At 70.7% G+C, this 19835-nt stretch carries 21 protein-coding genes; 11 read left to right on the forward strand and 10 right to left on the reverse strand.

The genetic code is table 11. The features are described from left to right. Positions 1-60: 60 nt before the first annotated feature. From ACWGI2_RS17440 to ACWGI2_RS17450, 3 genes are all read right to left on the reverse strand, one after another. A complete protein-coding gene (locus tag ACWGI2_RS17440; protein WP_453696146.1) occupies positions 61-765 on the reverse strand; it encodes a hypothetical protein in 705 nt (234 codons plus the stop codon). Between the two features lie 108 nt (positions 766-873). After that, on the reverse strand, positions 874-1734 hold the full coding sequence (locus ACWGI2_RS17445) for a hypothetical protein (RefSeq protein WP_453696147.1): 861 nt from the start codon (positions 1732-1734) through the stop codon (positions 874-876). Next, entirely contained in the window at positions 1727-2341 is a 615-nt protein-coding gene (locus ACWGI2_RS17450; protein WP_453696148.1) for an RNA polymerase sigma factor, read from the reverse strand. The genes ACWGI2_RS17445 and ACWGI2_RS17450 overlap by 8 nt, the downstream gene beginning before the upstream one ends. 146 nt (positions 2342-2487) lie before the next feature. Here ACWGI2_RS17450 and trpS point away from each other — a divergent pair, with 146 nt between their 5' ends. Then, positions 2488-3501 carry a tryptophan--tRNA ligase gene (gene trpS / locus ACWGI2_RS17455; RefSeq protein ID WP_453397339.1) on the forward strand — a complete coding sequence of 338 codons (1014 nt, stop codon included), beginning with the start codon at positions 2488-2490 and terminating at the stop codon, positions 3499-3501. A gap of 74 nt (positions 3502-3575) precedes the next feature. Next, a complete protein-coding gene (locus tag ACWGI2_RS17460) occupies positions 3576-4163 on the forward strand; it encodes a 2'-5' RNA ligase family protein (protein ID WP_160506774.1) in 588 nt (195 codons plus the stop codon). Between the two features lie 52 nt (positions 4164-4215). Here ACWGI2_RS17460 and ACWGI2_RS17465 read toward each other — a convergent pair whose 3' ends face one another. Continuing rightward, on the reverse strand, positions 4216-4971 hold the full coding sequence (locus tag ACWGI2_RS17465; RefSeq protein ID WP_453397338.1) for a decaprenylphospho-beta-D-erythro-pentofuranosid-2-ulose 2-reductase: 756 nt from the start codon (positions 4969-4971) through the stop codon (positions 4216-4218). A 20-nt stretch (positions 4972-4991) separates the two neighbouring features. After that, complete coding sequence (locus ACWGI2_RS17470) at positions 4992-6377, reverse strand: FAD-binding protein (protein ID WP_453397337.1); 1386 nt, start codon at positions 6375-6377, stop codon at positions 4992-4994. 167 nt (positions 6378-6544) lie between these two features. Between ACWGI2_RS17470 and ACWGI2_RS17475 the strand changes: the two genes are divergently transcribed. The 4 genes from ACWGI2_RS17475 to ACWGI2_RS17490 are packed head-to-tail and all read left to right on the forward strand — an operon-like array spanning position 6545 to position 9399. After that, positions 6545-7066 (forward strand): phosphatase PAP2 family protein, encoded by a 522-nt coding sequence (locus ACWGI2_RS17475; protein WP_453397336.1) that lies wholly within the window; start codon positions 6545-6547, stop codon positions 7064-7066. Beyond that, a complete protein-coding gene (locus ACWGI2_RS17480; protein WP_160506778.1) occupies positions 7059-8000 on the forward strand; it encodes a decaprenyl-phosphate phosphoribosyltransferase in 942 nt (313 codons plus the stop codon). Before ACWGI2_RS17475 ends, ACWGI2_RS17480 begins: the two co-directional genes overlap by 8 nt. A 26-nt stretch (positions 8001-8026) precedes the next feature. Beyond that, positions 8027-8452, forward strand: a complete 426-nt coding sequence (locus ACWGI2_RS17485; RefSeq protein ID WP_453397334.1) for a GtrA family protein — start codon at positions 8027-8029, stop codon at positions 8450-8452. After that, positions 8440-9399 (forward strand): YihY/virulence factor BrkB family protein, encoded by a 960-nt coding sequence (locus ACWGI2_RS17490; RefSeq protein WP_453696150.1) that lies wholly within the window; start codon positions 8440-8442, stop codon positions 9397-9399. The genes ACWGI2_RS17485 and ACWGI2_RS17490 overlap by 13 nt, the downstream gene beginning before the upstream one ends. On the opposite strand, the gene ACWGI2_RS17495 is transcribed toward ACWGI2_RS17490, so the two are convergent. After that, positions 9347-10609 (reverse strand): D-alanyl-D-alanine carboxypeptidase family protein, encoded by a 1263-nt coding sequence (locus ACWGI2_RS17495; protein ID WP_453696152.1) that lies wholly within the window; start codon positions 10607-10609, stop codon positions 9347-9349. The genes ACWGI2_RS17490 and ACWGI2_RS17495 overlap by 53 nt on opposite strands. Positions 10610-10727: 118 nt before the next feature. On the opposite strand from ACWGI2_RS17495, the gene ACWGI2_RS17500 reads away from it, so the two are divergent. The 3 genes from ACWGI2_RS17500 (at position 10728) to ACWGI2_RS17510 (ending at position 12822) form a co-directional block, all read left to right on the forward strand. Beyond that, the gene (locus ACWGI2_RS17500) at positions 10728-10970 is read left to right on the forward strand and encodes an SCO4848 family membrane protein (RefSeq protein WP_160506782.1); all 243 of its coding nucleotides are present in this window, start codon (positions 10728-10730) and stop codon (positions 10968-10970) included. Between the two features lie 40 nt (positions 10971-11010). Then, positions 11011-12279, forward strand: coding sequence for a metallophosphoesterase (locus tag ACWGI2_RS17505; RefSeq protein WP_453696154.1), 1269 nt, complete (start codon positions 11011-11013; stop codon positions 12277-12279). 147 nt (positions 12280-12426) lie between these two features. Next, on the forward strand, positions 12427-12822 hold the full coding sequence (locus ACWGI2_RS17510; protein WP_453696155.1) for an ATP-binding protein: 396 nt from the start codon (positions 12427-12429) through the stop codon (positions 12820-12822). Between the two features lie 121 nt (positions 12823-12943). Here the strand turns inward: ACWGI2_RS17510 and ACWGI2_RS17515 are convergent, their stop codons facing one another. Both ACWGI2_RS17515 and ACWGI2_RS17520 read right to left on the reverse strand, forming a co-directional pair. Further along, complete coding sequence (locus ACWGI2_RS17515; RefSeq protein ID WP_453696157.1) at positions 12944-14368, reverse strand: sensor histidine kinase; 1425 nt, start codon at positions 14366-14368, stop codon at positions 12944-12946. A 23-nt stretch (positions 14369-14391) separates the two neighbouring features. Next, positions 14392-15057, reverse strand: coding sequence for a response regulator transcription factor (locus ACWGI2_RS17520; RefSeq protein WP_453696749.1), 666 nt, complete (start codon positions 15055-15057; stop codon positions 14392-14394). Positions 15058-15372: 315 nt separating this feature from the next. Between ACWGI2_RS17520 and ACWGI2_RS17525 the strand changes: the two genes are divergently transcribed. After that, entirely contained in the window at positions 15373-17844 is a 2472-nt protein-coding gene (locus tag ACWGI2_RS17525; protein WP_453696750.1) for an MMPL family transporter, read from the forward strand. A gap of 16 nt (positions 17845-17860) precedes the next feature. Here the strand turns inward: ACWGI2_RS17525 and ACWGI2_RS17530 are convergent, their stop codons facing one another. After that, on the reverse strand, positions 17861-18787 hold the full coding sequence (locus tag ACWGI2_RS17530) for an SMP-30/gluconolactonase/LRE family protein (protein ID WP_453696158.1): 927 nt from the start codon (positions 18785-18787) through the stop codon (positions 17861-17863). Between the two features lie 130 nt (positions 18788-18917). Here ACWGI2_RS17530 and ACWGI2_RS17535 point away from each other — a divergent pair, with 130 nt between their 5' ends. After that, positions 18918-19370, forward strand: coding sequence for an Lrp/AsnC family transcriptional regulator (locus ACWGI2_RS17535; RefSeq protein WP_453696751.1), 453 nt, complete (start codon positions 18918-18920; stop codon positions 19368-19370). Here the strand turns inward: ACWGI2_RS17535 and ACWGI2_RS17540 are convergent. Then, the gene (locus ACWGI2_RS17540) at positions 19367-19816 is read right to left on the reverse strand and encodes a VOC family protein (RefSeq protein ID WP_453397326.1); all 450 of its coding nucleotides are present in this window, start codon (positions 19814-19816) and stop codon (positions 19367-19369) included. The genes ACWGI2_RS17535 and ACWGI2_RS17540 overlap by 4 nt on opposite strands. Positions 19817-19835: the final 19 nt, after the last annotated feature.

A 19835-nucleotide genomic window follows, 5' to 3' on the forward strand; every position in this document is an offset into this window, starting at 1 on the left:
TCCGACAGCCCCCCCCGGCCGGTCGATCCACCGGCCGGGGACGGCCGCTGCCCGCAGCGCTCACACATCCCTCAACTCCTGCCGCGGGCCGTCCTCATGAGGCCGCCGCCCACGCAGCGAGGCAAGGGGAGGGAGGAGGGCGCGCCGCTCGGCGAGCGGCCCCCGCAGCAGCAGCGCTCCCGCGGCCCCCGCCGCGGCGCCCGGTATCGCCCACCACCAGTCCGTCCCACTGCCCCCCGACGCACCGTCCCCCGAGGCGCCGTCGGTCCGTCCGGAGGCCGGTGCGGGTGCCATGCCCTGGCGGCCGCCGTCCTCCTCCGGGCCCATCACCCCGAGCTTGTCGAACAGCTTCGTCAGGCGGGCCGGGTCCTTCGCCTTGTGCCAGTACCCCTTCATCGAGTCCAGCTCGGTCGACGTGTGCACCCACACGTCCGCGGTGTCCTTCCCGGCGTCGGGCGTGACCGGATAGACCCGGTCCACTCGCCACGGCTTCACGTCATGGACCATCCACGTCACATTGAGCTGACGGCTGTCCTGCCCGATGTCGAGCCCCGGCGGCCGCTCACGGCTCCCCCGCTCCGCGCGGAGCTCCCCGAGACCCTGCTCCAGCCGACGATAGTCCCCGTCCTCGATGGTGAGCGCCGCGCTCTCCCCGCTGATGGGCGAGACCACCAAGACGCTCGTCGACCCGCCCCCCACCGCCTGCGGCGCTCCCAGCACCACCAGCGCCAGCGCGGCCGCGACCCCCGCAACCGACCCGCACACTCCCCTTGCCGTCCCTACGGTCCCTACCGTCCCCATGTCCGATCCCCCAGCCGCTCTCCGGCACGACCCGTCCGCACCGCGTCACTTCTGGTACACCGCCCGAGCCGTTCAGGTTCCCGATTCGCCCGGCCGAATCGAGACCGACTTCCCGATCTCCAGCGCCCGCTCCTTCGAAGCCACGCCCTCGAGCCGCAGCGTGAGCTCCGGTCCGTGCGTCCACAGGAGCGTCGGGCCCGCCGTCCGTTCGGAGCGCGTCCACCGGTCGCCGTCGCCCTCCACCATCCAGAACGTGAGCCGATGCGGGCGCGGGAACCACAGCCCCGTCTCCCGGCCGACCTGAACCCAGTCGGGACGCTCCGTCACCGTCTTGCTGAAGCTCGGGTCCAGCTGTGCCCCGAACTCGTCGAGCCGTATCGTCCGGCCCTCGTCGCGCCAGCACAGCGTGACCCGGACGCGCGCGCCCGGCTCCCGCGTCACGACCACGGCGTCCGGCGCGCCGAGCGCGCCCGGCACCGCGGGCGCGAACCCGGCCCGCCGCTCGGCCTCGGACAGGCTCACCCCGCCACCGCACCCCGGCACACCGGCCTCGGTCGGCGGGGTCGCCGACGGGTCGTACCGCACCTCGACCCCGCCGAAGTCGAACCACTCGAAGACCGCGGCCCGCACCGGCGGTGTGAGCACCGCCGCCGTCAGGAGCCCGCACAGCGCCGCCGTCAGGACCCGCCACCGCGCCCGCAGCCACGACCGCAGCCGGGAGAGGAGACCCGGCGGTTCGGCCACCGGGACCGGCACCGACTCCGCGATGATCTGCGCGATGACCCGCTCGGCCATCGACTCGCCCGTGACCCCCGGCGGATCGAAGGACCGGCCGAGCGCCCGCAGCTCCTCAGGAAGCCGACGGGCGCCCCGCCCGGCCTCCTCGGCGGCGGCCTCGTCCTGACCGTCCCGACCGTCGCCCCGCTCACTCATGCCCGTCACCTCCTTCCGCTTCCGCTCCCTGCGGCAGGATCCGCCCCAGCTTCCGCAGCGCGCGGTTCAGCCGGGACTTGACCGTGCCCCGCGGCCAGCCAAGCGCCTCGGCGGTCTCCGTCTCGTCCATCTCCAGGAGATAGCGGTACGTGACGACCAGGCGGTGCTCCTCGCTCAGCCGGTCGAGCGCGGCGAGCAGGGCCGTCCGGCGCTCGTGCCGCAGCGCCGCCACCGCTGGGTCCGCCGATTCCGGTATCAGCGGCTCCGCCTCCGCGAGCGCCGCCTCACGTCCGACGAGCGACCGCTGCCGGACCGCCGAACGCACTGTGTTCCTCGTCTCATTGGCGACGATCGACAACAGCCACGGCTTGAACGCCGAGCCGTCCCTGAACCGCCCCAAGGAGCAGTACGCCTTGAAAAAGGCCTGCTGCACCACGTCTTCCGCGTCCGCTCCCGCCCCGAGTGCCACGGCCGCCCTGAGCGCGATCCCGGTGAAAGCGCGCACCAACTCCGCGTACGCCTCCGCCTCCCCGGCGCGCACACGCGCGATCACCGCACCCTCGTCGACGACGCGGCCCCCCTCCAGGACCTCCCCCTGTGCCCTCACACTCTTGATACACCGGCCGGACGAGATCGGTTCCGTATTCGCGAGGACCGGATCGAGCTGGGTGGGGCACGGGCCAGGACAAGATCGCGGCACACCCGTCACACGTCTGTTTCCGAGCAATGAGAGACACCTGAGAGAATGGCTCCATGGCCCTTGATCGTCCTCGCGTGCTTTCCGGAATCCAGCCCACCGCAGGCTCGTTCCACCTCGGCAACTACCTTGGCGCGGTCCGCCAGTGGGTGGCGCTGCAGGAGTCCCACGACGCCTTCTACATGGTGGTGGACCTGCACGCGATCACGATCCCGCAGGACCCGGCCGAGCTCCGTGCCAACACCCGGCTCGCCGCGGCCCAGCTCCTCGCGGCTGGACTCGACCCTGAGCGCTGCACGCTCTTCGTCCAGAGCCACGTCCCCGAGCACGCCCAGCTCGGCTGGATCATGAACTGCCTGACGGGCTTCGGCGAGGCGTCGCGCATGACGCAGTTCAAGGACAAGGCGGCCAAGCAGGGCGCGGACCGCGCCTCGGTGGGCCTCTTCACGTACCCGGTGCTCCAGGTCGCGGACATCCTGCTCTACCAGGCCAATCAGGTCCCGGTCGGCGAGGACCAGCGCCAGCACATCGAGCTGACCCGCGACCTCGCGGAGCGTTTCAACGGCCGATTCGGCGAGACGTTCACTGTTCCGGCGGCGTACATCCTCAAGGAGACGGCGAAGATCTTCGACCTTCAGGACCCGTCGATCAAGATGAGCAAGTCGGCGTCCACTCCGAAGGGCCTGATCAACCTCCTCGACGAGCCCAAGGCCACCGCCAAGAAGGTCAAGAGCGCGGTCACCGACACCGACACGGTTGTGCGCTACGACACCGTTGACAAGCCGGGTGTCAGCAACCTCCTCACCATCTACTCGACGCTCACCGGTGCCGGTATCCCGGAACTGGAGCAGAAGTACGCCGGCAAGGGCTACGGTGCGCTGAAGACTGACCTCGCCGAGGTCATGGTCGACTTCGTGACTCCCTTCCGGGACCGCACCCAGGCCTACCTGGACGACCCGGAGACGCTCGACTCGATCCTGGCCAAGGGTGCGGAGAAGGCGCGCGCCGTCGCCGCGGAGACCCTCGCCCAGGCGTACGACAAGGTGGGCCTGCTGCCCGCCAAGCACTGAGCCACACGACCCCCCTGCATCACGCCAGGTGCAGCAGCGCCCTCTGCCCGCCACCCGACCGACAGGAGTACGACGTGGGGACCGTAACGATCGGTGTGTCGATCGCGGTCCCGGAGCCTCACGGCAGCCTGCTCCAGGAGCGGCGCGTGGGCTTCGGGGACCCCGCGGCACACGGCATCCCCACGCACGTCACGCTGCTGCCGCCGACCGAGGTGGACGCCACGGCGCTGCCCGCCGTCGAGGCGCACCTGGGGGCCGTCGCGGCCGCCGGGCGCCCCTTCCCGATGCGGCTCTCCGGGACGGGCACGTTCCGTCCGCTGTCACCCGTGGTCTTCGTCCAGGTGGTGGCGGGCGGCGCGGCCTGCGGCTGGCTCCAGGAGCGGGTGCGGGACGCGTCCGGGCCCATGGCGCGCGAGCTGCAGTTCCCGTACCACCCGCACGTCACGGTGGCGCACGGCATCTCCGAAGAGTCCATGGACCGGGCGTACGCGGAGCTCTCGGAGTACGAGGCCGAGTGGCCCTGCACCGGCTTCGCGCTCTATGAGCAGGGCGCCGACGGAGTGTGGCGCAAGCTGCGCGAGTTCGTCTTCGGCGGTGGCGGACCGGTGGTGCCTCCGCAGGCGGCCGCCCCCGCCGCGCACGGCACACTGCCCGCCCGCTGACCCAGGCGCCTGCCCCCGAAGAGCCCACTTAGGCGCCCGGCCCCGAAACGCCTCACACCGGAAGCCGCCGGAACACCGCCCGCGGGGCGTGACGCAGCGCCGACATGACCACCCGTAGCGCGCCGGGCACCCACACCGTCTCCGAACGCCGCCGCAGGCCCGTCTCGATGGCTTCGGCGACCGCCTCCGGAGTGGTCGCCATGGGGGCCTCCTCCAGGCCCGCCGTCATCTTGGAGCGTACGAAGCCGGGGCGGACGACCATCACGTGCACCCCTGTGCCGTGCAGCGCGTCGCCCAGGCCCTGGGCGAAGGCGTCGAGGCCCGCCTTGCTGGACCCGTAGATGAAGTTCGAGCGGCGGGCACGCTCGCCCGCGACCGAGGAGAGCACCACCAGGGAGCCGTGCCCCTGGGCCTGGAGCGACCGCGCGCACACCAGGCCGGCGGAGACCGCGCCGGTGTAGTTCGTCTGCGCGACCCGCACCGCCGACAGCGGCTCGTCCTCGTCGCGTGCCTGGTCGCCGAGGATGCCGAAGGCCAGCAGGACCATGTCGATGTCGCCCTCGGCGAAGATCTTGCCGAGCGTGTCCTCGTGGGACTCGGAGTCCAGCGCGTCGAAGGCGACGGTGCGGACGTCCGCACCCATGTCGCGCAGGCCCGCCGCGGCCTTCTCCAGGCCCGGGGACGGCCGCCCGGCGAGCCACACGGTGCGGGTGCGCCGCGCGACCAGACGGCGGGCGGTGGCGAGGCCGATCTCGGAGGTGCCGCCGAGTACGAGAAGGGACTGGGGGGTGCCGAAGGCGTCCTTCATGGGACCAACTCCTGGAGGTGCTAGAGGGCGAGGCGGCGCGAGAGGTCCGAGCGGAACACGCCGCGCGGGTCGAGGTCGGCCCGCAGCGCGCGGAAGTCGTCGAGCCGCGGGTACATCGCGGCGAGCATGTCCGGCCGCAGGCGGGAGTCCTTGGCCAGGTAGACGCGGCCGTCGGAGGCGGCGACCTCCTCGTCGAGCTCGTCGAGGAAGGCGCCGAGGCCCGGCAGGTTCGCCGGGATGTCCAGGGCGAGGGTCCAGCCGGGCATCGGGAAGGAGAGCCAGCCCGGATCGCCCTCTCCGAAGCGCTTCAGTACGGCGAGGAAGGACGGGCAGCCGCGCTCCGAGATGCGCCGCACGATGCGCCGCAGGGACTCTTCCTTGCCGTACCCGACGACGAATTGGTACTGCACGAAGCCGCCGCGGCCGTACACGCGGTTCCAGTGCGGGACGCCGTCCAGGGGGTGGAAGAACGTCGACATCTTCTGGAGTTCGCCCACCCGGCAGCGCGGTGCCTTGCGGTACCAGAGCTCATTGAAGAGGCCCACCGACCTGCGGCCGAGCAGGCCTTCGGGCAGGAAGCGCGGGGCGGGCGGCAGTTGGCCGGGGCGGAACGTCAACGGGGCTCTACGCGCGCGTGCCGGGAGGGCGTCCAGGGGAGCGTGGTCGCCGCGCGTGAGCACGGAGCGCCCCATCGACGCCCCGCGCGCGAGGAGGTCGATCCAGGCCACGGAGTAGCGATAGCGGTGGTCGGTGGCGGTGAGTCGGGCCATCAAGTCGTCGAGGTCGGTGGCGCGCTCGGTGTCCACCGTCATCAACGAGGTCTCGACCGGCTGCAGTTGCAGCGTCGCGGCGAGGATCACGCCCGTCAGGCCCATGCCGCCCGCCGTTGCGTCGAACAGGGGGGTGCCACGCTCGACCGCCTGCACTGTGCCGTCGGCGGTGAGCAGTTCCACGGCCATCACGTGGCGCGAGAACGACCCGGACCCGTGGTGGTTCTTGCCGTGGATGTCCGCGCCGATCGCGCCGCCCACGGTCACATAGCGGGTCCCCGGCGTGACCGGCACGAACCAGCCGAGCGGGAGCAGGACTTCCATCAGGCGGTGCAGGGAGACCCCGGCGTCGCACAGGACGGTGCCGGCGTCGGCGTCGATGGCGTGCACGCGGTCCATGCCGGTCATGTCGAGGACCGCGCCGCCCGCGTTCTGCGCGGCGTCCCCATAGGCCCGCCCAAGGCCTCTGGCGATGCCGCCACGCTCCCCGCAGGCCTGGAGGGCCGCCACGGCCTCCTCGGGCGAACGGGGGCGGATCAGGCGGGCCGTGGAGGGGGCGGTGCGTCCCCAGCCCGACACGGACACGGTCGGCGCGATCGCGGAGTCGGCGGGCGGCGGAGCGGAGTCGGCAGGCATAGGCGTGACCGTATCGTCCGAGCAAGGGCAGTTTGCCCATATTCGTCAGAGCTCTCACCGAAATGGGTGATTGATGGAGTGTCGTCCTATATTGCCGTAAATATTGAGAGGTTGCCTAGAAGAGTCGCCGAGGTCAGGTCCTTGAAGTCCCCGGAGAGGGAGGCCACATGCACGACATGGACCACCGGCTGCTGTCGGCCCTGCGCGACTGCGGCTCCGACGCGCGCGTGGCCGCCGCCGCACGGGCCCTGTCCTGGACCGGCGAGCACGCCGCCCTCTGGATCGTCGCGGGGCTCGCGGGCGCAGCGGTCGACCGCGAGCGGCGCTCCGCGTGGCTGCGCGGCACGGCGCTGACCGCCGCAGCGCACCTGGCCAGCATGGGCGTCAAACGGGTCGTACGGCGCCCGCGTCCCGGCGGCGACCCGGGCGTGGAGCCCCTCGTCAGGACCGCGGGGCGGCACTCCTTCCCCAGTTCGCACGCCACTTCGGCCGCCGCGGCCACCGTCGCGTACAGCACGCTGAGCCCAGTCGGAGCCCGCATCGTCCCGCCGCTCGCCGCCGCGATGTGTGTCTCGCGGATGATCGTCGGCGTCCACTACCCGAGCGATGTGGCGGCCGGAGCGGCCCTCGGCGCCCTCACCGCGCGCGTGGGCTCCGCCTGGATGAACGGGGGCCGCGCGCATGGCTGACCGCACCGCCCTGCTCGAACGCCCCCAGCCGCCCCGGCCGTCCGGCTCGGGCTCCCTGGCCCTGCCGCTCGGCCTCCTGAAGACCGCCCGGCCCCGCCAGTGGGTGAAGAACGTCCTGGTCGTCGCCGCCCCCGCCGCCGCGGGAGAGCTCTTCTCGCGCCACTCGCTGATCCAACTCGCTGTGGTGTTCGCGCTGTTCACGGCCGCCGCGTCCGCCGTCTACCTCATCAACGACGCGCGTGACGCCGATGCCGACCGCGCCCACCCCACCAAGTGCCGCAGACCGGTCGCCGCAGGGCAGGTGCCCGTGGCGCTCGCGTACGTGGTCGGCGGGCTGCTCGCCGTGCTCGCGCCGGCGGCCGCCGCCGCGTTCTGCACGCCCCTGACAGCGGGCCTTCTCGCCGCCTACGTAGTGATGCAACTGGCCTACTGCGTCAGCCTCAAGCACGTCCTCGTCATCGACCTCGCCGTCGTCACCACGGGCTTCCTGATGCGGGCGATGATCGGGGGAGTGGCCCTGGACATCCCGCTCTCGCGCTGGTTCCTGATCACGACGGGCTTCGGCGCGCTCTTCATGGTCGCCGCCAAGCGCTACTCCGAAGCCGTGCAGATGTCCGGGAAAGCGGGCGCCACGCGCGCGTTGCTCACCGAATACACCACCGGCTACCTCCGCTTCGTCTGGCAACTGGCCGCCGGAGTCGCCGTACTCGCGTACTGCCTGTGGGCCATGGAGAGCGGCGGCACGGGCAACGGCCTGCTGCCCTGGCGGCAGCTGTCGATGGCCGCCTTCGTCCTCGCCGTCCTGCGGTACGCCGTCTTCGCCGACCGGGGCACCGCGGGAGAGCCCGAGGACGTCGTCCTGCGCGACCGTGCCCTTGCCGTCATCGGTCTGGTGTGGATCGCGATGTACGGCCTCGCGGTCGCCGACTGGTGAGCCCCTTCAGGGAGCGGCTACGGGCCATGGGCCCCGAACTGCTCGGCTTCGCCGCCGCCGGGATCTGCGCGTACGCCGTCGACCTCGGCCTCTTCATCTGGCTGCGCGGGCCCGTCGGTATGGACCCGCTGACCGCCAAGGCGCTGTCGTTCGTCGCCGGTTGCACGGTCGCGTACGCGGGCAACGCGCTCGGCACCTATCGGAGACGCGAGGCGGCCGGAGTCTCGCGCCTTCGCCAGTACGGGATCTTCTTCGCCGTCAACATCGCGGGCGCCCTCGTGCAGTTGCTCTGCATCGCGGTGTCCCACTACGGCCTCGGCCTCACCTCACAGCGCGCGGACACCATCTCCGGGGCGGGCGTCGGTATGGCACTCGCCACTGTTCTGCGTTTCTGGGGTACACGGACCTTGGTCTTCCGCACAACGGGCAGGGAGGCATCATGGACTGGCTGAAGAAACTCCCCGGCATCGGGCCCCTGGTGGAGCGCCTGATGCGCACGCACGCGTGGAGCGCGTACGAGCGGCTCGACAGCGTGCACTGGACCCGTCTCGCGGCCGCGATGACGTTCATCAGCTTCCTGGCGCTCTTCCCGCTGATCACCGTCGCCGCCGCCATCGCCGCCGCGACGCTCTCCAAGAGCCAGCAGAACAAGCTCGAGGACACCATCTCGAAGCAGGTCCCCGGCATCTCCGACCAGCTGAACCTGGACGCCCTGGTCGCCAACGCGGGCACCGTCGGCCTCGTGGCGGGCGCCCTGCTGCTCTTCACCGGCATCGGCTGGGTCGGCTCGATAAGGGAGTGCCTGAGGGCCGTCTGGGAGCTTGAGGACACCGACGAGAACCCCGTCATGCGCAAGGTCAAGGACGCCGGGGTGCTCGTCGGACTCGGCGGCGCCGGGCTGGCGTCCCTCGTCGCCTCGACCCTCGCCTCCACCGCCGTCGGCTGGAGCGCCGACCTCATCGGGATCTCCGAGGACGGCTGGGGCGGGCTGCTGCTCCAGGCGATCGCGTTCGCCATCGCCGTCCTCGCGGACTTCCTGCTTCTGCTCTACGTCCTGACCCTGCTGCCGGGCGTCCAGCCGCCGCGCCGCCACCTGATCACCGCGGGTCTGATCGGCGCGGCCGGGTTCGAGCTGCTCAAGCTGCTGCTCGGCGGCTATATGAAGGGCGTCGCCGCGAAGAGCATGTACGGCGCCTTCGGAGTGCCCGTCGCGCTGCTCCTGTGGATCAACTTCACCGCGAAGCTCCTGCTGTTCTGCGCCGCCTGGACGGCGACGCGGAAGCAGGAGCGTACGGAAGCGGAGCAGGCGCAGGAGAAGGAGCAGAAGCAGGAAGAGTGCCGCGACGTCAGCGGCGGCTCTTCCGCCGCACCAGGTCCGGCAGCGGCATCCGGCGGTTGATCACGAACAGCCCCGCGGCGATGAGCGCGAGGACACCGGCCGCGATCCCGAGCGCGACGCCGGCACCGCCACCCGATTCCTTGTCGGAGGCGTGCGCCACGTTCTTGGACGAGTCCGACCCGCCCTTGCCCGCGCCGGGAGCGCCCTTGCCGCTGCCCGTACCGGCACTCTTCGGAGCGACCAGTTCACCCACGGGCTCGACCTTGCCCGACGCCTTGAAGCCCCAGTCGAGGAGACGCGCGGTCTCCTTGTAGACCGCGAACTGCTCGCCCGAGTCGGGGTTCATCACCGTCACGAGCAGCACCTTGCCGTTGCGCTCGGCGACACCGGTGAAGGTGTTGCCCGCGTTCGTGGTGCTGCCGTTCTTGACGCCCGCGATGCCCTTGTAGGGGGCGACTCCGACGTCCCCCGTAAGGAGTCGGTTGGTGTTCTGGATCTCGAAGGACCCGCGCTTCTTCTTGCCCTTGTCCTTGCCCTTCGTGACCTTCTTGGTCTCGCCGGGGAACTTGGCGGTGGCCGTCGAGCAGTACTCGCGGAAGTCCTTCTTCTGCAGCCCGGAGCGGGCGAACAGCGTCAGGTCGTACGCGGAGGAGACCTGCCCCTTCTCGTCGTAGCCGTCCGGGCTGACCACGTGAGTGTCCAGGGCCTGCAGCTCGTCGGCGTGCGCCTGCATGTCCTTGACGGTCTGCGGGACACCGCCGTTCATTGCCGACAGGACGTGCACGGCGTCGTTGCCCGACTTCAGGAAGACGCCGAGCCACAGGTCGTGGACCGTGTACGTCTCGTTCTCCTTGATGCCGACCAGGCTGCTGCCCGCGCCGATGCCCGCCATGTCGGAGAGCTCGACCTTATGCTTCTGCGTCTTGGGGAACTTCGGCAGCACCGTGTCCGCGAAGAGCATCTTCAGGGTGCTCGCCGGGGCCAGCCGCCAGTGGGAGTTGTGCGAGGCGAGGACCTCGCCCGTCTCGGCGTCCGACACCATCCAGGAGCGCGCCGAAAGGTCCTTGGGGAGGACGGGAGCGCCCGCCTTGAGACTCACCTGGGTGCCCGGCTTCCCGAGCTTGGCGCCGCCCACTGTCGACATCGAAGCCGGGGGCTTGGGCTTCTTCTCGCCCCCCGGATTGTCGTCCGCCCATGCGGGAGCTGTGGTCGACATGGTCAGCAATGCGGCGGAAGTGACCAACAAGGCGGTCTTTTTTAGGGCAGGCACGGACGAGAACGTACAGGGCGCCGCTGTGGAAGTCGCCGCCGAGGTGGGCTGTGTCCTTGACGGCCCGGACTCCCCACCCCGGCGGCGGTGCGGAAGGGAGCCTCGCGATACTGAACGTATGAAGCTCAGCCGCCCGGTCTCCTGGTTCCTGCTCGCCTTCGGGGTGTGGAGCTGGTTCATCTGGATCACTTTCGTCAAGAACCTGTGGAAGGACGGCAGCGGGCTCGCCTTCGATGACGCAGGCGACCCGACCGCGTACTTCTGGGTGCACCTGACGCTCGCCGTCGCCTCCTTTGTCTTGGGGACGGTGGTAGGGGCCATCGGGTTGCGCGGAGTGCGTGCTCTGCGCCGTACGTCATAGCTGATCGGTCACTTCGGGCACTGCTGAGGGGCGCGCAACCGTGGTCATCCTGTTCGTGCTGGTCGGCCTCGCCGCGCTCGCGGTCCTCGCCGCAATGCAGTGGTACGCCTGGCGGCGTCTGGTGCGGGACACCACCGCCAGGTCCGGGTTTGCCCGGCGTGCGGGCGCTGTGGTCTTCGTGGCGGGGCCGCTGCTGATGTTCGCGGCGGTCGCCAGTGAGCGGGCCGGGGCGCCGTTCTGGCTGCAGAAGGTGCTGGCCTGGCCGGGCTTCATGTGGATGGCGCTGTCGATCTATCTCGTGCTCGCGCTTCTCGTCGGTGAGCTCGTACGGCCCTTCTTCTTGAGGCGCGGTTCGAAACGCGCCTCTACGGAGGACGCCGCCGAGCCGGAGAAATCCGGCCCTGCGGGTCAGCCAGAGACTCCCGGCCCCGCAGTCCAGCCGGAGACCCCCGCTCCCGCGCAAGCGCGCGCAGAGCCGGTCGCTCCCTCGCGCCGCCTCTTCGTCTCCCGCGTCGTCGGCGGGAGCGCCGCGGCCCTCGCCGTCGGAACAGTCGGCTACGGGACGTACGGCGTCCTGCGCGGCCCCCGCGTGAAGCGCGTCACCGTGCCGCTGGCCAAGCTGCCGCGCGGGGCACATGGTTTCCGGATCGCCGTGGTCAGCGACATCCATCTGGGGCCGATTCTCGGACGCGGCTTCACCCAGCGGGTGGTCGACACGATCAACGGCACACAGCCCGACCTCATCGCGGTGGTCGGTGACCTGGTCGACGGCAGTGTCGAGGACCTCGGCCCCGCTGCCGAGCCGCTCGCGCAGCTCCGGGCGCGGCACGGGACGTACTTCGTGACCGGCAACCACGAGTACTTCTCGGGAGCCGAGCAGTGGGTCGATCACGTACGCGAACTCGGCCTGCGGCCCCTGGAGAACGCCCGCACCGAACTGCCAGGCTTCGACCTCGCGGGAGTGGACGACGTGGCGGGCGAGCGCGAGGGGCACGGGCCCGACTTCGCCAAGGCACTGGGCGACCGGGACCGCTCGCGGGCCTCCGTGCTCCTGGCCCACCAGCCGGTCGTCATCCACGATGCCGTCAAGCACGGCGTCGACCTGCAGCTCTCCGGGCACACCCACGGCGGACAGCTGTGGCCAGGCAATTTCATCGCCGACCTGGCGAATCCGACGCTCGCGGGCCTTGAGCGGTACGGCGACACGCAGCTGTACGTGACGCGTGGCGCGGGCGCGTGGGGGCCGCCGGTGCGGGTGGGGGCGCCGTCCGACGTCACGGTCGTCGAACTGGCCTCCCACCAGGCGTGATCGTGCGTCGGTTCGATACGAGACAAAGCTGGCCGGATACAGCCGGGCCGTAAGGTGACGGTGTGACACCGGGTATGACCTCTGCGCAGCATTAAGTGTCGGAAGTGTGTGCGGTTCTTGGTGCTTTGGTGTGCCATAGGGGGAACGTTGTTGCGACGTCAGGCTTTCCGGCTTCCGCCGCATCCGGCATCCGTCTCGCTCGCCCGGCTCCGTGTGCACGACCATCTCGCCGCCTGGGGTCACAAGGAGGAGAGCGCGGCGTTGCACGACGCCGTGCTCCTCGTGTCGGAACTCGTGACGAACGCGGTCTGCCACGGCGTCGTCCTTGACCGGGAGTTCGAGGTCGCGGTCACGGTCCTCGCTGACGGCGACTGCTTCATAGAGGTCTCCGACGAGAGCCCGAGCAGCCCGGAGCTGCGGGAAGTGGGGCCCTTGGAGGAGGGCGGCCGCGGCCTGCGGCTGCTCGACGCGCTCGCCGAGGCGTGGGGCGTCTGGCAGCGGGGACGGCACGGGAAGACGGTGTGGGCGCTGGTACGGGCCTGAGCGCGCCCTGAGCCGCTCCTGCGACCCTCCCCAGGAGCCGCCCCTGTGCCCCTCCCCGGGAGCCGTCCCGACGACCCTCCCCAGGAGTCGCCCCGGCGACCCTCCCCAGCCGACCGCCCCCTCAATTAGCCGTTCGCGCAGGCAATGTGACCGTCACCGTGAGCCCCGCCCCCGGCGCCGTCTCCACCCCCACCTCGCCGCCGTGCGCCGCGACGACCCCCTGCACGATCGCCATCCCGAGCCCGCTGCCCGCGCCCCCGCCCGCGCGGAAGAACCGGTCGAACACACGCGCCGCATCCTCCTCCCCGAGGCCGGGCCCCTGGTCGGCCACGCGCAGCCGCACCACCCCGTCCTGCCGCTCCACGCCCAGCGTGACCGGCGCGTCGGCGGGCGTGTGGACGCGTACGTTGCCCAGCAGATTTCCGAGCACCTGCCGCAGCCCCGACTCGTCAGCGCGGATCAGCACCGCCCCCTCGGCGCGGACAGTGAGCGGGCGCTCCGGCTCCTGCACCCGCAGATCGTCGGCGGCGTCCCGTACCAGGCGGCTCAAGTCGACGTTCCTGAAACGCAGTTCCGGCTGCTGGTCCAGGCGGGCCAGGGTGAGCAGCTCGTCGACGAGGTGTCCCATCCGGTCGGTCTCCGCGATGACGCGGCTCCACGCGCGCGTGCGTTCCGCCGGATCGCGGAGCATCCCCTTGTCGTACAGCTGGAGGTAGCCGCGGATCGCCGACAAGGGCGTACGCAGTTCGTGCGAGGCATCGGCTACGAAGCGGCGCAGCTGTGCCGAGCTGCGCTCGCGGGTCTCGAAGGCGGATTCGACCTGGTGGAGCATGGAGTTGAGGGCCAGGCGCAGCTGCTCGGTCTCCGTCGCGGGGGCACGGCTGGAGGGAACGCGCCGGGTGAGGTCGCCCTCGGCGATGGCTGACGCGGTCTCGACCATGTCCTCCAGGGGGCGCAGCCGGTGGTGCGCGGAGATCATCGTCAGGACGGCGAGCAGCGCCAACAGGACCACTCCGAAGGCGGCGTCCAGCTTGAGCGCCTTCTTGATGCCCGATTCCACGTTCTGGGTGGCCGCGGCCATCAGGACCGTCGTACCGTCGGCGAGCTCAGCGCCCACCATGCGGTGGGCGTCCCCGTCCAGGGTGATGTCCTGCGGCTCGGACCTGCCGGCGACCGCGTCGGGGTCGTCGACGGCGGCGGCCAGGGCGCGCTGGCGCGGGGTCGGCGTGAGCGATCCGATGGCGACGGGTTCGCCACGTTCGTTCACCGCCACGAACACCGTGTCCCCGCGCGGGAGGGCGCTCGCGCTCTCCTTGCCGCCGGGTGAGAGCTTGTCGAACGCGATGCCCAGCTCACTGAGCCTCCCGATGTCCTTCATGGTGAGGCCGGTGCTCAACAGTGAGGTGCGCGACTGCGTCAGCTCGGCGTCCACGTTGTCCAGCAGGTAGTGGCGCATGCCCATGACGCTGACGCCGGTCGCCACGATGATGCCGAGGGCGAGGAGGGCCACGTTCACCCACGTGAGCTTGGCGCGCAGCGAGCTCATGCCGCGGTGTGGTGCCGCACGCCTCATGCGAGGCCGTATCCGACACCCCGCCGGGTCGTGATCACCGGTGGGCCCAGCGCGTCCAGCTTGCGCCGCAGATAGCTGATGTAGGTCTCCACGACGGTCGACTCGGCGGGGTGCTCGTACTGCCAGACATGGCGCAGGAGTTGCTCCTTGGGCACCACGCGGCCGCCGTTGCGGACCAGGAAGCGAAGCAAGGCGTACTCGGTGGGCGTGAGTTGCGCCGTGCGGCCCGCGCGGCGCACCACGTAGGCCGTCTCGTCCAGCTCCAGGTCGCCGTAGCGCAGCGGCGGGCGCTGGGGGAGCACGTCGCCCGCCCTGGTGCGGCGCAGGACCGCGCCGACGCGGGCGATGACCTCGTCGATGTTGAACGGCTTGGTGATGTAGTCGTCGCCGAGGGCGAGCGCCCCCACGACCTCCGCGGGCGCGTCCCGCGCGGTCAGGAAGAGCAGGGCCGACTCGGGGCACCGGGAGCGCAGTTCCCTGGCCAGGGCCCGTCCGTCGCCGTCCGGCAGCATCACGTCGAGGAGCGCCACGTCGGGCCGGGTGCGCCCGGCGAGGGCGAGGGCGTCGCGCACGGTGCCCGCCACCATCACGTCGAAGCGGTGGTAGCGCAGGGCGATGGCGAGCACGTCGGCGATGCTGGGCTCGTCCTCGACGACGAGCACGGTGGCACAGGTGCCGGGACCGCCCGCGCCGCTGCCCGTAGCGCCACCTGTAGCGCCGCCCGTAGTGCCCCCCGTAGCGCCCGTCCCGCTCGGACGGGTTGGCACTCCGACATCTGTTCCCTGCTGGCCTTCGGCGTGGCTCATGCCCTCAGTATCGGCGCGGGCGTTGTACGAAGACCCGGTCCGTGCCTTGGAGTTACTTGAGAATCATGGCCGCGTCACGCCGCTGGAGCGTGGTGCCGCCGATGCTGAGGCCCCTGAAGGCACGGACCCGGGGGACTTGGCGACGCGGAGGAGGAGTGGATCGTGGCGGCATTGGCGCGATGGTGCTATCGGCACCGTCTGGTGGTCCTTGTGCTGTGGGTGGGAGCCCTGTTCGGACTGGGGGCCGCGGGGACCTCCGCGGGCACCGACTACGCGAACGTGTTCTCCCTGCCGGACACGGATTCCAAGCGCGCGTACGACCTGATGACGAAGGCCTTCCCGGAGAGCGCCGGAGACACCGACACGGTCGTCTGGCGCGTCGACGAGGGAGCCTCGGACGGTGACGCCTCGGTCCGTGAGGCGTCGGTCCGTGACGAGGGCGTACGTTCTCGGATCGAGCCCGCGCTCAAGGAGATCGCCGGCATGAAGGGCGTCGGCGAGGTCACGAGCCCGTACGCGTCCAAGGAGGCGGGCGCGGCCCAGATCAGTCAGGACGGGCGCATCGCCTACGCCCAGGTGACCTTCGCCGAGGAGGCGAACTCGGTACCCAAGGACCTCGTCCAGGACGTCGTGGACACGGCTCAGAACGCCGAACGCGCCGGTCTGCACGTCGAGCTGGGCGGCCAGGCGATCACCCGCACCCAGGAGCCGCCCACGGGCATCGCCGAGATGGTCGGCATCGCCGCCGCCGCGGTCGTCCTCTTCCTGGCCTTCGGTTCGCTCTTCGCGATGGTCCTGCCGATCGTCATCGCCGTCTTCGGAGTGGGCCTCGGCATGCTCTCGACGATGCTGCTCAGCCATGTCACGGACATCCCCGAAGTGGCCCCGCTGCTCGGCTCGTTGATCGGCCTGGGCGTCGGCATCGACTACGCGCTCTTCATCGTCACCCGGCACCGGCGCGGCATCCTGCGCGGCATGGAGCCCGAGGAGTCCGCGGTGCAGGCCCTGAACACCTCGGGCCGTGCGGTGCTCTTCGCGGGCGGCACAGTGTGCATCGCGCTCGCCGGGATGCTGGTGATGAACATGCGCTTCCTGGACGGCGTGGTCATCGCGGCCTCCCTGACGGTGGTCCTGAGCGTCCTCGCGGCCATCACCCTGCTGCCCTCGCTCCTCGGGCTGCTCGGACCCAGGGTCCTCAGCCGCAGGCAGCGGCGCCGCCTCGCCGCAACGGGACCGGAGCCCGCGGAGGCGAGCGGACTCGCGGCGCGCTGGTCCTCGTACGTCCAGAAGCGGCCGCGTTCGATCGCGGCGCTCGCCTTCGTGGTGATGGCCTTCCTTGCGCTGCCGCTGCTCTCCTTGCGGCTCGGCGCGACCGACCAGGGCAACCACCAGGAGTCGACGACCACCCGGCAGGCGTACGACATGCTGGCCGAGGGATTCGGTCCGGGATTCAACGGTCCACTCCAAGTAGTGGCCGAAGAGGCCGACACCGGGGACCTGGTGGCGACCATCCGCGAGACGGAGGGCGTCGCGAGGGTGGCGGCCGCACCGCCGACGGACGGCATTTCGGTCATCAACGTGGTCCCGACGACATCCCCCCAGTCGGAGGAGACGGACCAGCTCATCGACCGTCTACGGAGGGACGTGATTCCGGAGGCCGGAGTCGACGCTCATGTAGGCGGCGTCACCGCCGTCTTCAAGGACTTCGCCGCGGTGACCGGCGACCGACTGCCCTACTTCGTAGGAGCGATCATCGCGCTCGGCTTCCTCTTGCTGCTGATCGCGTTCCGCTCCCTCGTGGTGCCGCTGACGGCGGCCCTGATGAACCTGATCGCGGCGGCGGCGTCCTTCGGCGTACTGGTGGCGGTCTTCCAGTGGGGCTGGGGCACGGAGATCCTCGGCATCGGCAAGGAGGGCCCGATCACCGCCTTCCTGCCCGTCATCATGCTGTCGCTGCTCTTCGGGCTCTCGATGGACTACCAGGTGTTCCTGGTGAGCCGCATGCACGAGGAGTGGGTGCACACGAAGGACAACGCGCGAGCGGTTCGCGTCGGCCTTTCCGAGACGAGCAGGGTCATCAACTGCGCGGCCCTGATCATGATCTGTGTCTTCTCCGCGTTCGTCCTGAGCGGCGACATGGAGGGCGCGATGGCGGGCATCGGCCTTGCGGCTGCGGTCGCCCTGGACGCGTTCATCCTGCGCACGGCCCTCGTCCCCGCCGCCATGCATCTGCTCGGCCGCTCCAACTGGTGGCTTCCCGCGGGCTTGGAGAAGCGTCTTCCGCACCTTGCGGTGGAGCCGCGTGAGGCACCGGAGGAGACGGCACCTGTGCCCCACGCGCGCCTGAGGGAGCCCGATGGCGAAGGCGGCGCCTCCGTAGTGCACGGTTTCATCCGCACGGCGGACGGTGAACCAGTGGAGGGCGCGGTCCTGACCCTCCTCTCCAAGGGGGGCCGCCAGCTGGACCGCGTCACCTCCCTGGCCGACGGTTCGTACATCGTCGCGGCCCCGTCGGCGGGCGCGTACCTGCTGGCCGTCACGGCCCCCGGATACGCGGCCCGCGCGCGGCATATCGCGGTCGCGGGCGAACCGCTGGTGTACGACGTGGAGCTGGCCGTGGGCGAGATGGACACGGTGAACTGAGGTCGTCGACCGGGGCTCAGCTCGTGGTCCGCACGCGCGGCAGCCCCGTAGCGGACATCACCAGCGAGTAGAGCGAGGTCGTCGCCGTGATGAAGAGCCGGTTGTTCTTCGGCCCGCCGAAGGCGATGTTGGAGACGGCCTCGGGGACGGTGAGCCGCCCGATGAGGGTGCCGTCGGGGTCGTAGCAGTGCACCCCGTCATTGAGGGCGGCCGCCCACAGCCGCCCCTCGTCGTCGAAGCGGATGTTGTCGAAGCCGGAGTCCTTCGACTCGGCGAAGACGACGCCGTCCGAGAGGGTCCCGTCGTCACGCACCTCGAAGGCGCGGATCTGGGCCGCGCGAGAGTCGGAAACGTACAACTGCCGCTCGTCGGGCGAGAAGACGAGCCCGTTCGGCCCGTCGAAGCCGTCGGCGACGATCCGTACGTCACCGGTCACGGGGTCGATCCGATAGACGTGACAGCCACCGATCTCGGCGGGCGCCCGGAACCCCTCGTAGTCATTGGTGATCCCGAAGTCAGGGTCGGAAAACCAAACTGACCCATCCGAGCGGACCACGGCGTCGTTCGGGCTGTTGAACCGCTTGCCTTCGAAGCGGTCGGCGAGGACGGTGACGCGGCCGTCGTGCTCGGTGCGGGTGACGCGCCGATTCCCCTGTTCGCAGCAGATCAACCGCCCCTCCCGGTCGAGGGTGTTGCCGTTGACGTGTCCGGCGTTCGACCGGAAGATCCCGACGCGCCCGGTCGCCTCGTCCCAGCGCAGCAGCCGGTCGTTGGGTATGTCGCTCCAGATGAGCTGCCGCCAGGCGGGGAGGTAGAGCGGCCCTTCGGCCCACCGGCAGTCGTCGTGGAGCACTTCCAGCTTGGTGTCCCCGTTGGCGCACCGTCCCGTGCGGAACCGCTCATCCAGAATCTCGTACGACGTAGGCACCTTCTGAGAAGACATGACGACCCCTGTCCGACGTGTGAAGTGAACTTCATTCGGCTACATGGAGATAATGCAGTACGAGGTATGGTGAACGTCAAGGAAGGGCGAACGAAGGGTGGGAGTGCAGCCGATGCCGCAGATGCAGCCGATGGACGGCACCGACCGAGAGTTGCTGACGCTGCTGCAAGAGGACGCCGCCCAGCCCTACGCGACCCTGGGCAAGGCGGTGGGACTCTCGGCGGGCGCGACCCACGAACGCGTACGGAAGCTGCGTGAACGCGGAGTGATCCGCCGCACGACGGTCGACGTGGACCCGGCGGCCGTGGGCCAGGGCGTGCTGGCCTTCGTCATGGTCGACTCGACGGCGTGGATGGGGGACCGGGCGGAGGACTTCGCGGCGATCCCCGAGATCCAGGAGGCGCACGTCATCGCGGGCGCGGCAAGCGTCCTGGTGAAGGTCCGCACGGGGACGACGGAGCAACTCCAGGACGTGCTGCGCCGGCTGTACGCGATCGACGGGGTGAGCGGGACTCAGGCGACGGTCTCCCTGGAGACGTTCTTCGAGAGGCCGGTGTCGCCGGGGGCCCGCCCCACCGGCTAACTCCGGGCCAACTCGGGCCGCTTGCGGTAGTCGGTGAACCCCACGACGTTCCCCCACGGGTCGGCGAACTCCACGGTGTACCCGGTGGCGACGGAGAACGGCGGGGCCAGCAGCTTGACCCCGGCGTCATCGAGGGCACGCCCGGCAGCCCGTGCGTCGGGCACCTCCAGCCACACCCGGGGCGTGGCCCAGGCGGAAGGCCGGTGCTCGACCCCCTCCTCCACCCGGAGCAGAATCCCGGGCGTCTCCTTGCCCACCGCCAGGATCGCGAGCCCGATCTCGTCGATGCGGTGGGTCACGGGGAACCCGGCACGCTCGTAGAAGTCGACGGCTTCACCGAGTTCGCCGACGGGGAACACGACGTTGTCGAAGCCGAGCAGTTCGGACGAGTTCTCGTCCACCGAAGGCTGGTCAGCTGACAGGCCGACCGACTGGTTGTCTGACATTCCGTCAGGGTAAGCCGGT

The organism is Streptomyces sp. NPDC054866 (genome assembly GCF_053610745.1).

Coding starts and splice junctions, on each gene's coding strand:
- ACWGI2_RS17445 (WP_453696147.1), bottom strand. CDS start 1,734: ATGAGTGAGCGGGGCGACGGTCGGGACGGTCAGGACGAGGCCGCCGCC.
- trpS (WP_453397339.1), top strand. CDS start 2,488: ATGGCCCTTGATCGTCCTCGCGTGCTTTCCGGAATCCAGCCCACCGCA.
- ACWGI2_RS17465 (WP_453397338.1), bottom strand. CDS start 4,971: ATGAAGGACGCCTTCGGCACCCCCCAGTCCCTTCTCGTACTCGGCGGC.
- ACWGI2_RS17470 (WP_453397337.1), bottom strand. CDS start 6,377: ATGCCTGCCGACTCCGCTCCGCCGCCCGCCGACTCCGCGATCGCGCCG.
- ACWGI2_RS17475 (WP_453397336.1), top strand. CDS start 6,545: ATGCACGACATGGACCACCGGCTGCTGTCGGCCCTGCGCGACTGCGGC.
- ACWGI2_RS17480 (WP_160506778.1), top strand. CDS start 7,059: ATGGCTGACCGCACCGCCCTGCTCGAACGCCCCCAGCCGCCCCGGCCG.
- ACWGI2_RS17485 (WP_453397334.1), top strand. CDS start 8,027: ATGGGCCCCGAACTGCTCGGCTTCGCCGCCGCCGGGATCTGCGCGTAC.
- ACWGI2_RS17490 (WP_453696150.1), top strand. CDS start 8,440: ATGGACTGGCTGAAGAAACTCCCCGGCATCGGGCCCCTGGTGGAGCGC.
- ACWGI2_RS17500 (WP_160506782.1), top strand. CDS start 10,728: ATGAAGCTCAGCCGCCCGGTCTCCTGGTTCCTGCTCGCCTTCGGGGTG.
- ACWGI2_RS17515 (WP_453696157.1), bottom strand. CDS start 14,368: ATGAGCTCGCTGCGCGCCAAGCTCACGTGGGTGAACGTGGCCCTCCTC.
- ACWGI2_RS17530 (WP_453696158.1), bottom strand. CDS start 18,787: ATGTCTTCTCAGAAGGTGCCTACGTCGTACGAGATTCTGGATGAGCGG.
- ACWGI2_RS17535 (WP_453696751.1), top strand. CDS start 18,918: ATGGACGGCACCGACCGAGAGTTGCTGACGCTGCTGCAAGAGGACGCC.
- ACWGI2_RS17540 (WP_453397326.1), bottom strand. CDS start 19,816: ATGTCAGACAACCAGTCGGTCGGCCTGTCAGCTGACCAGCCTTCGGTG.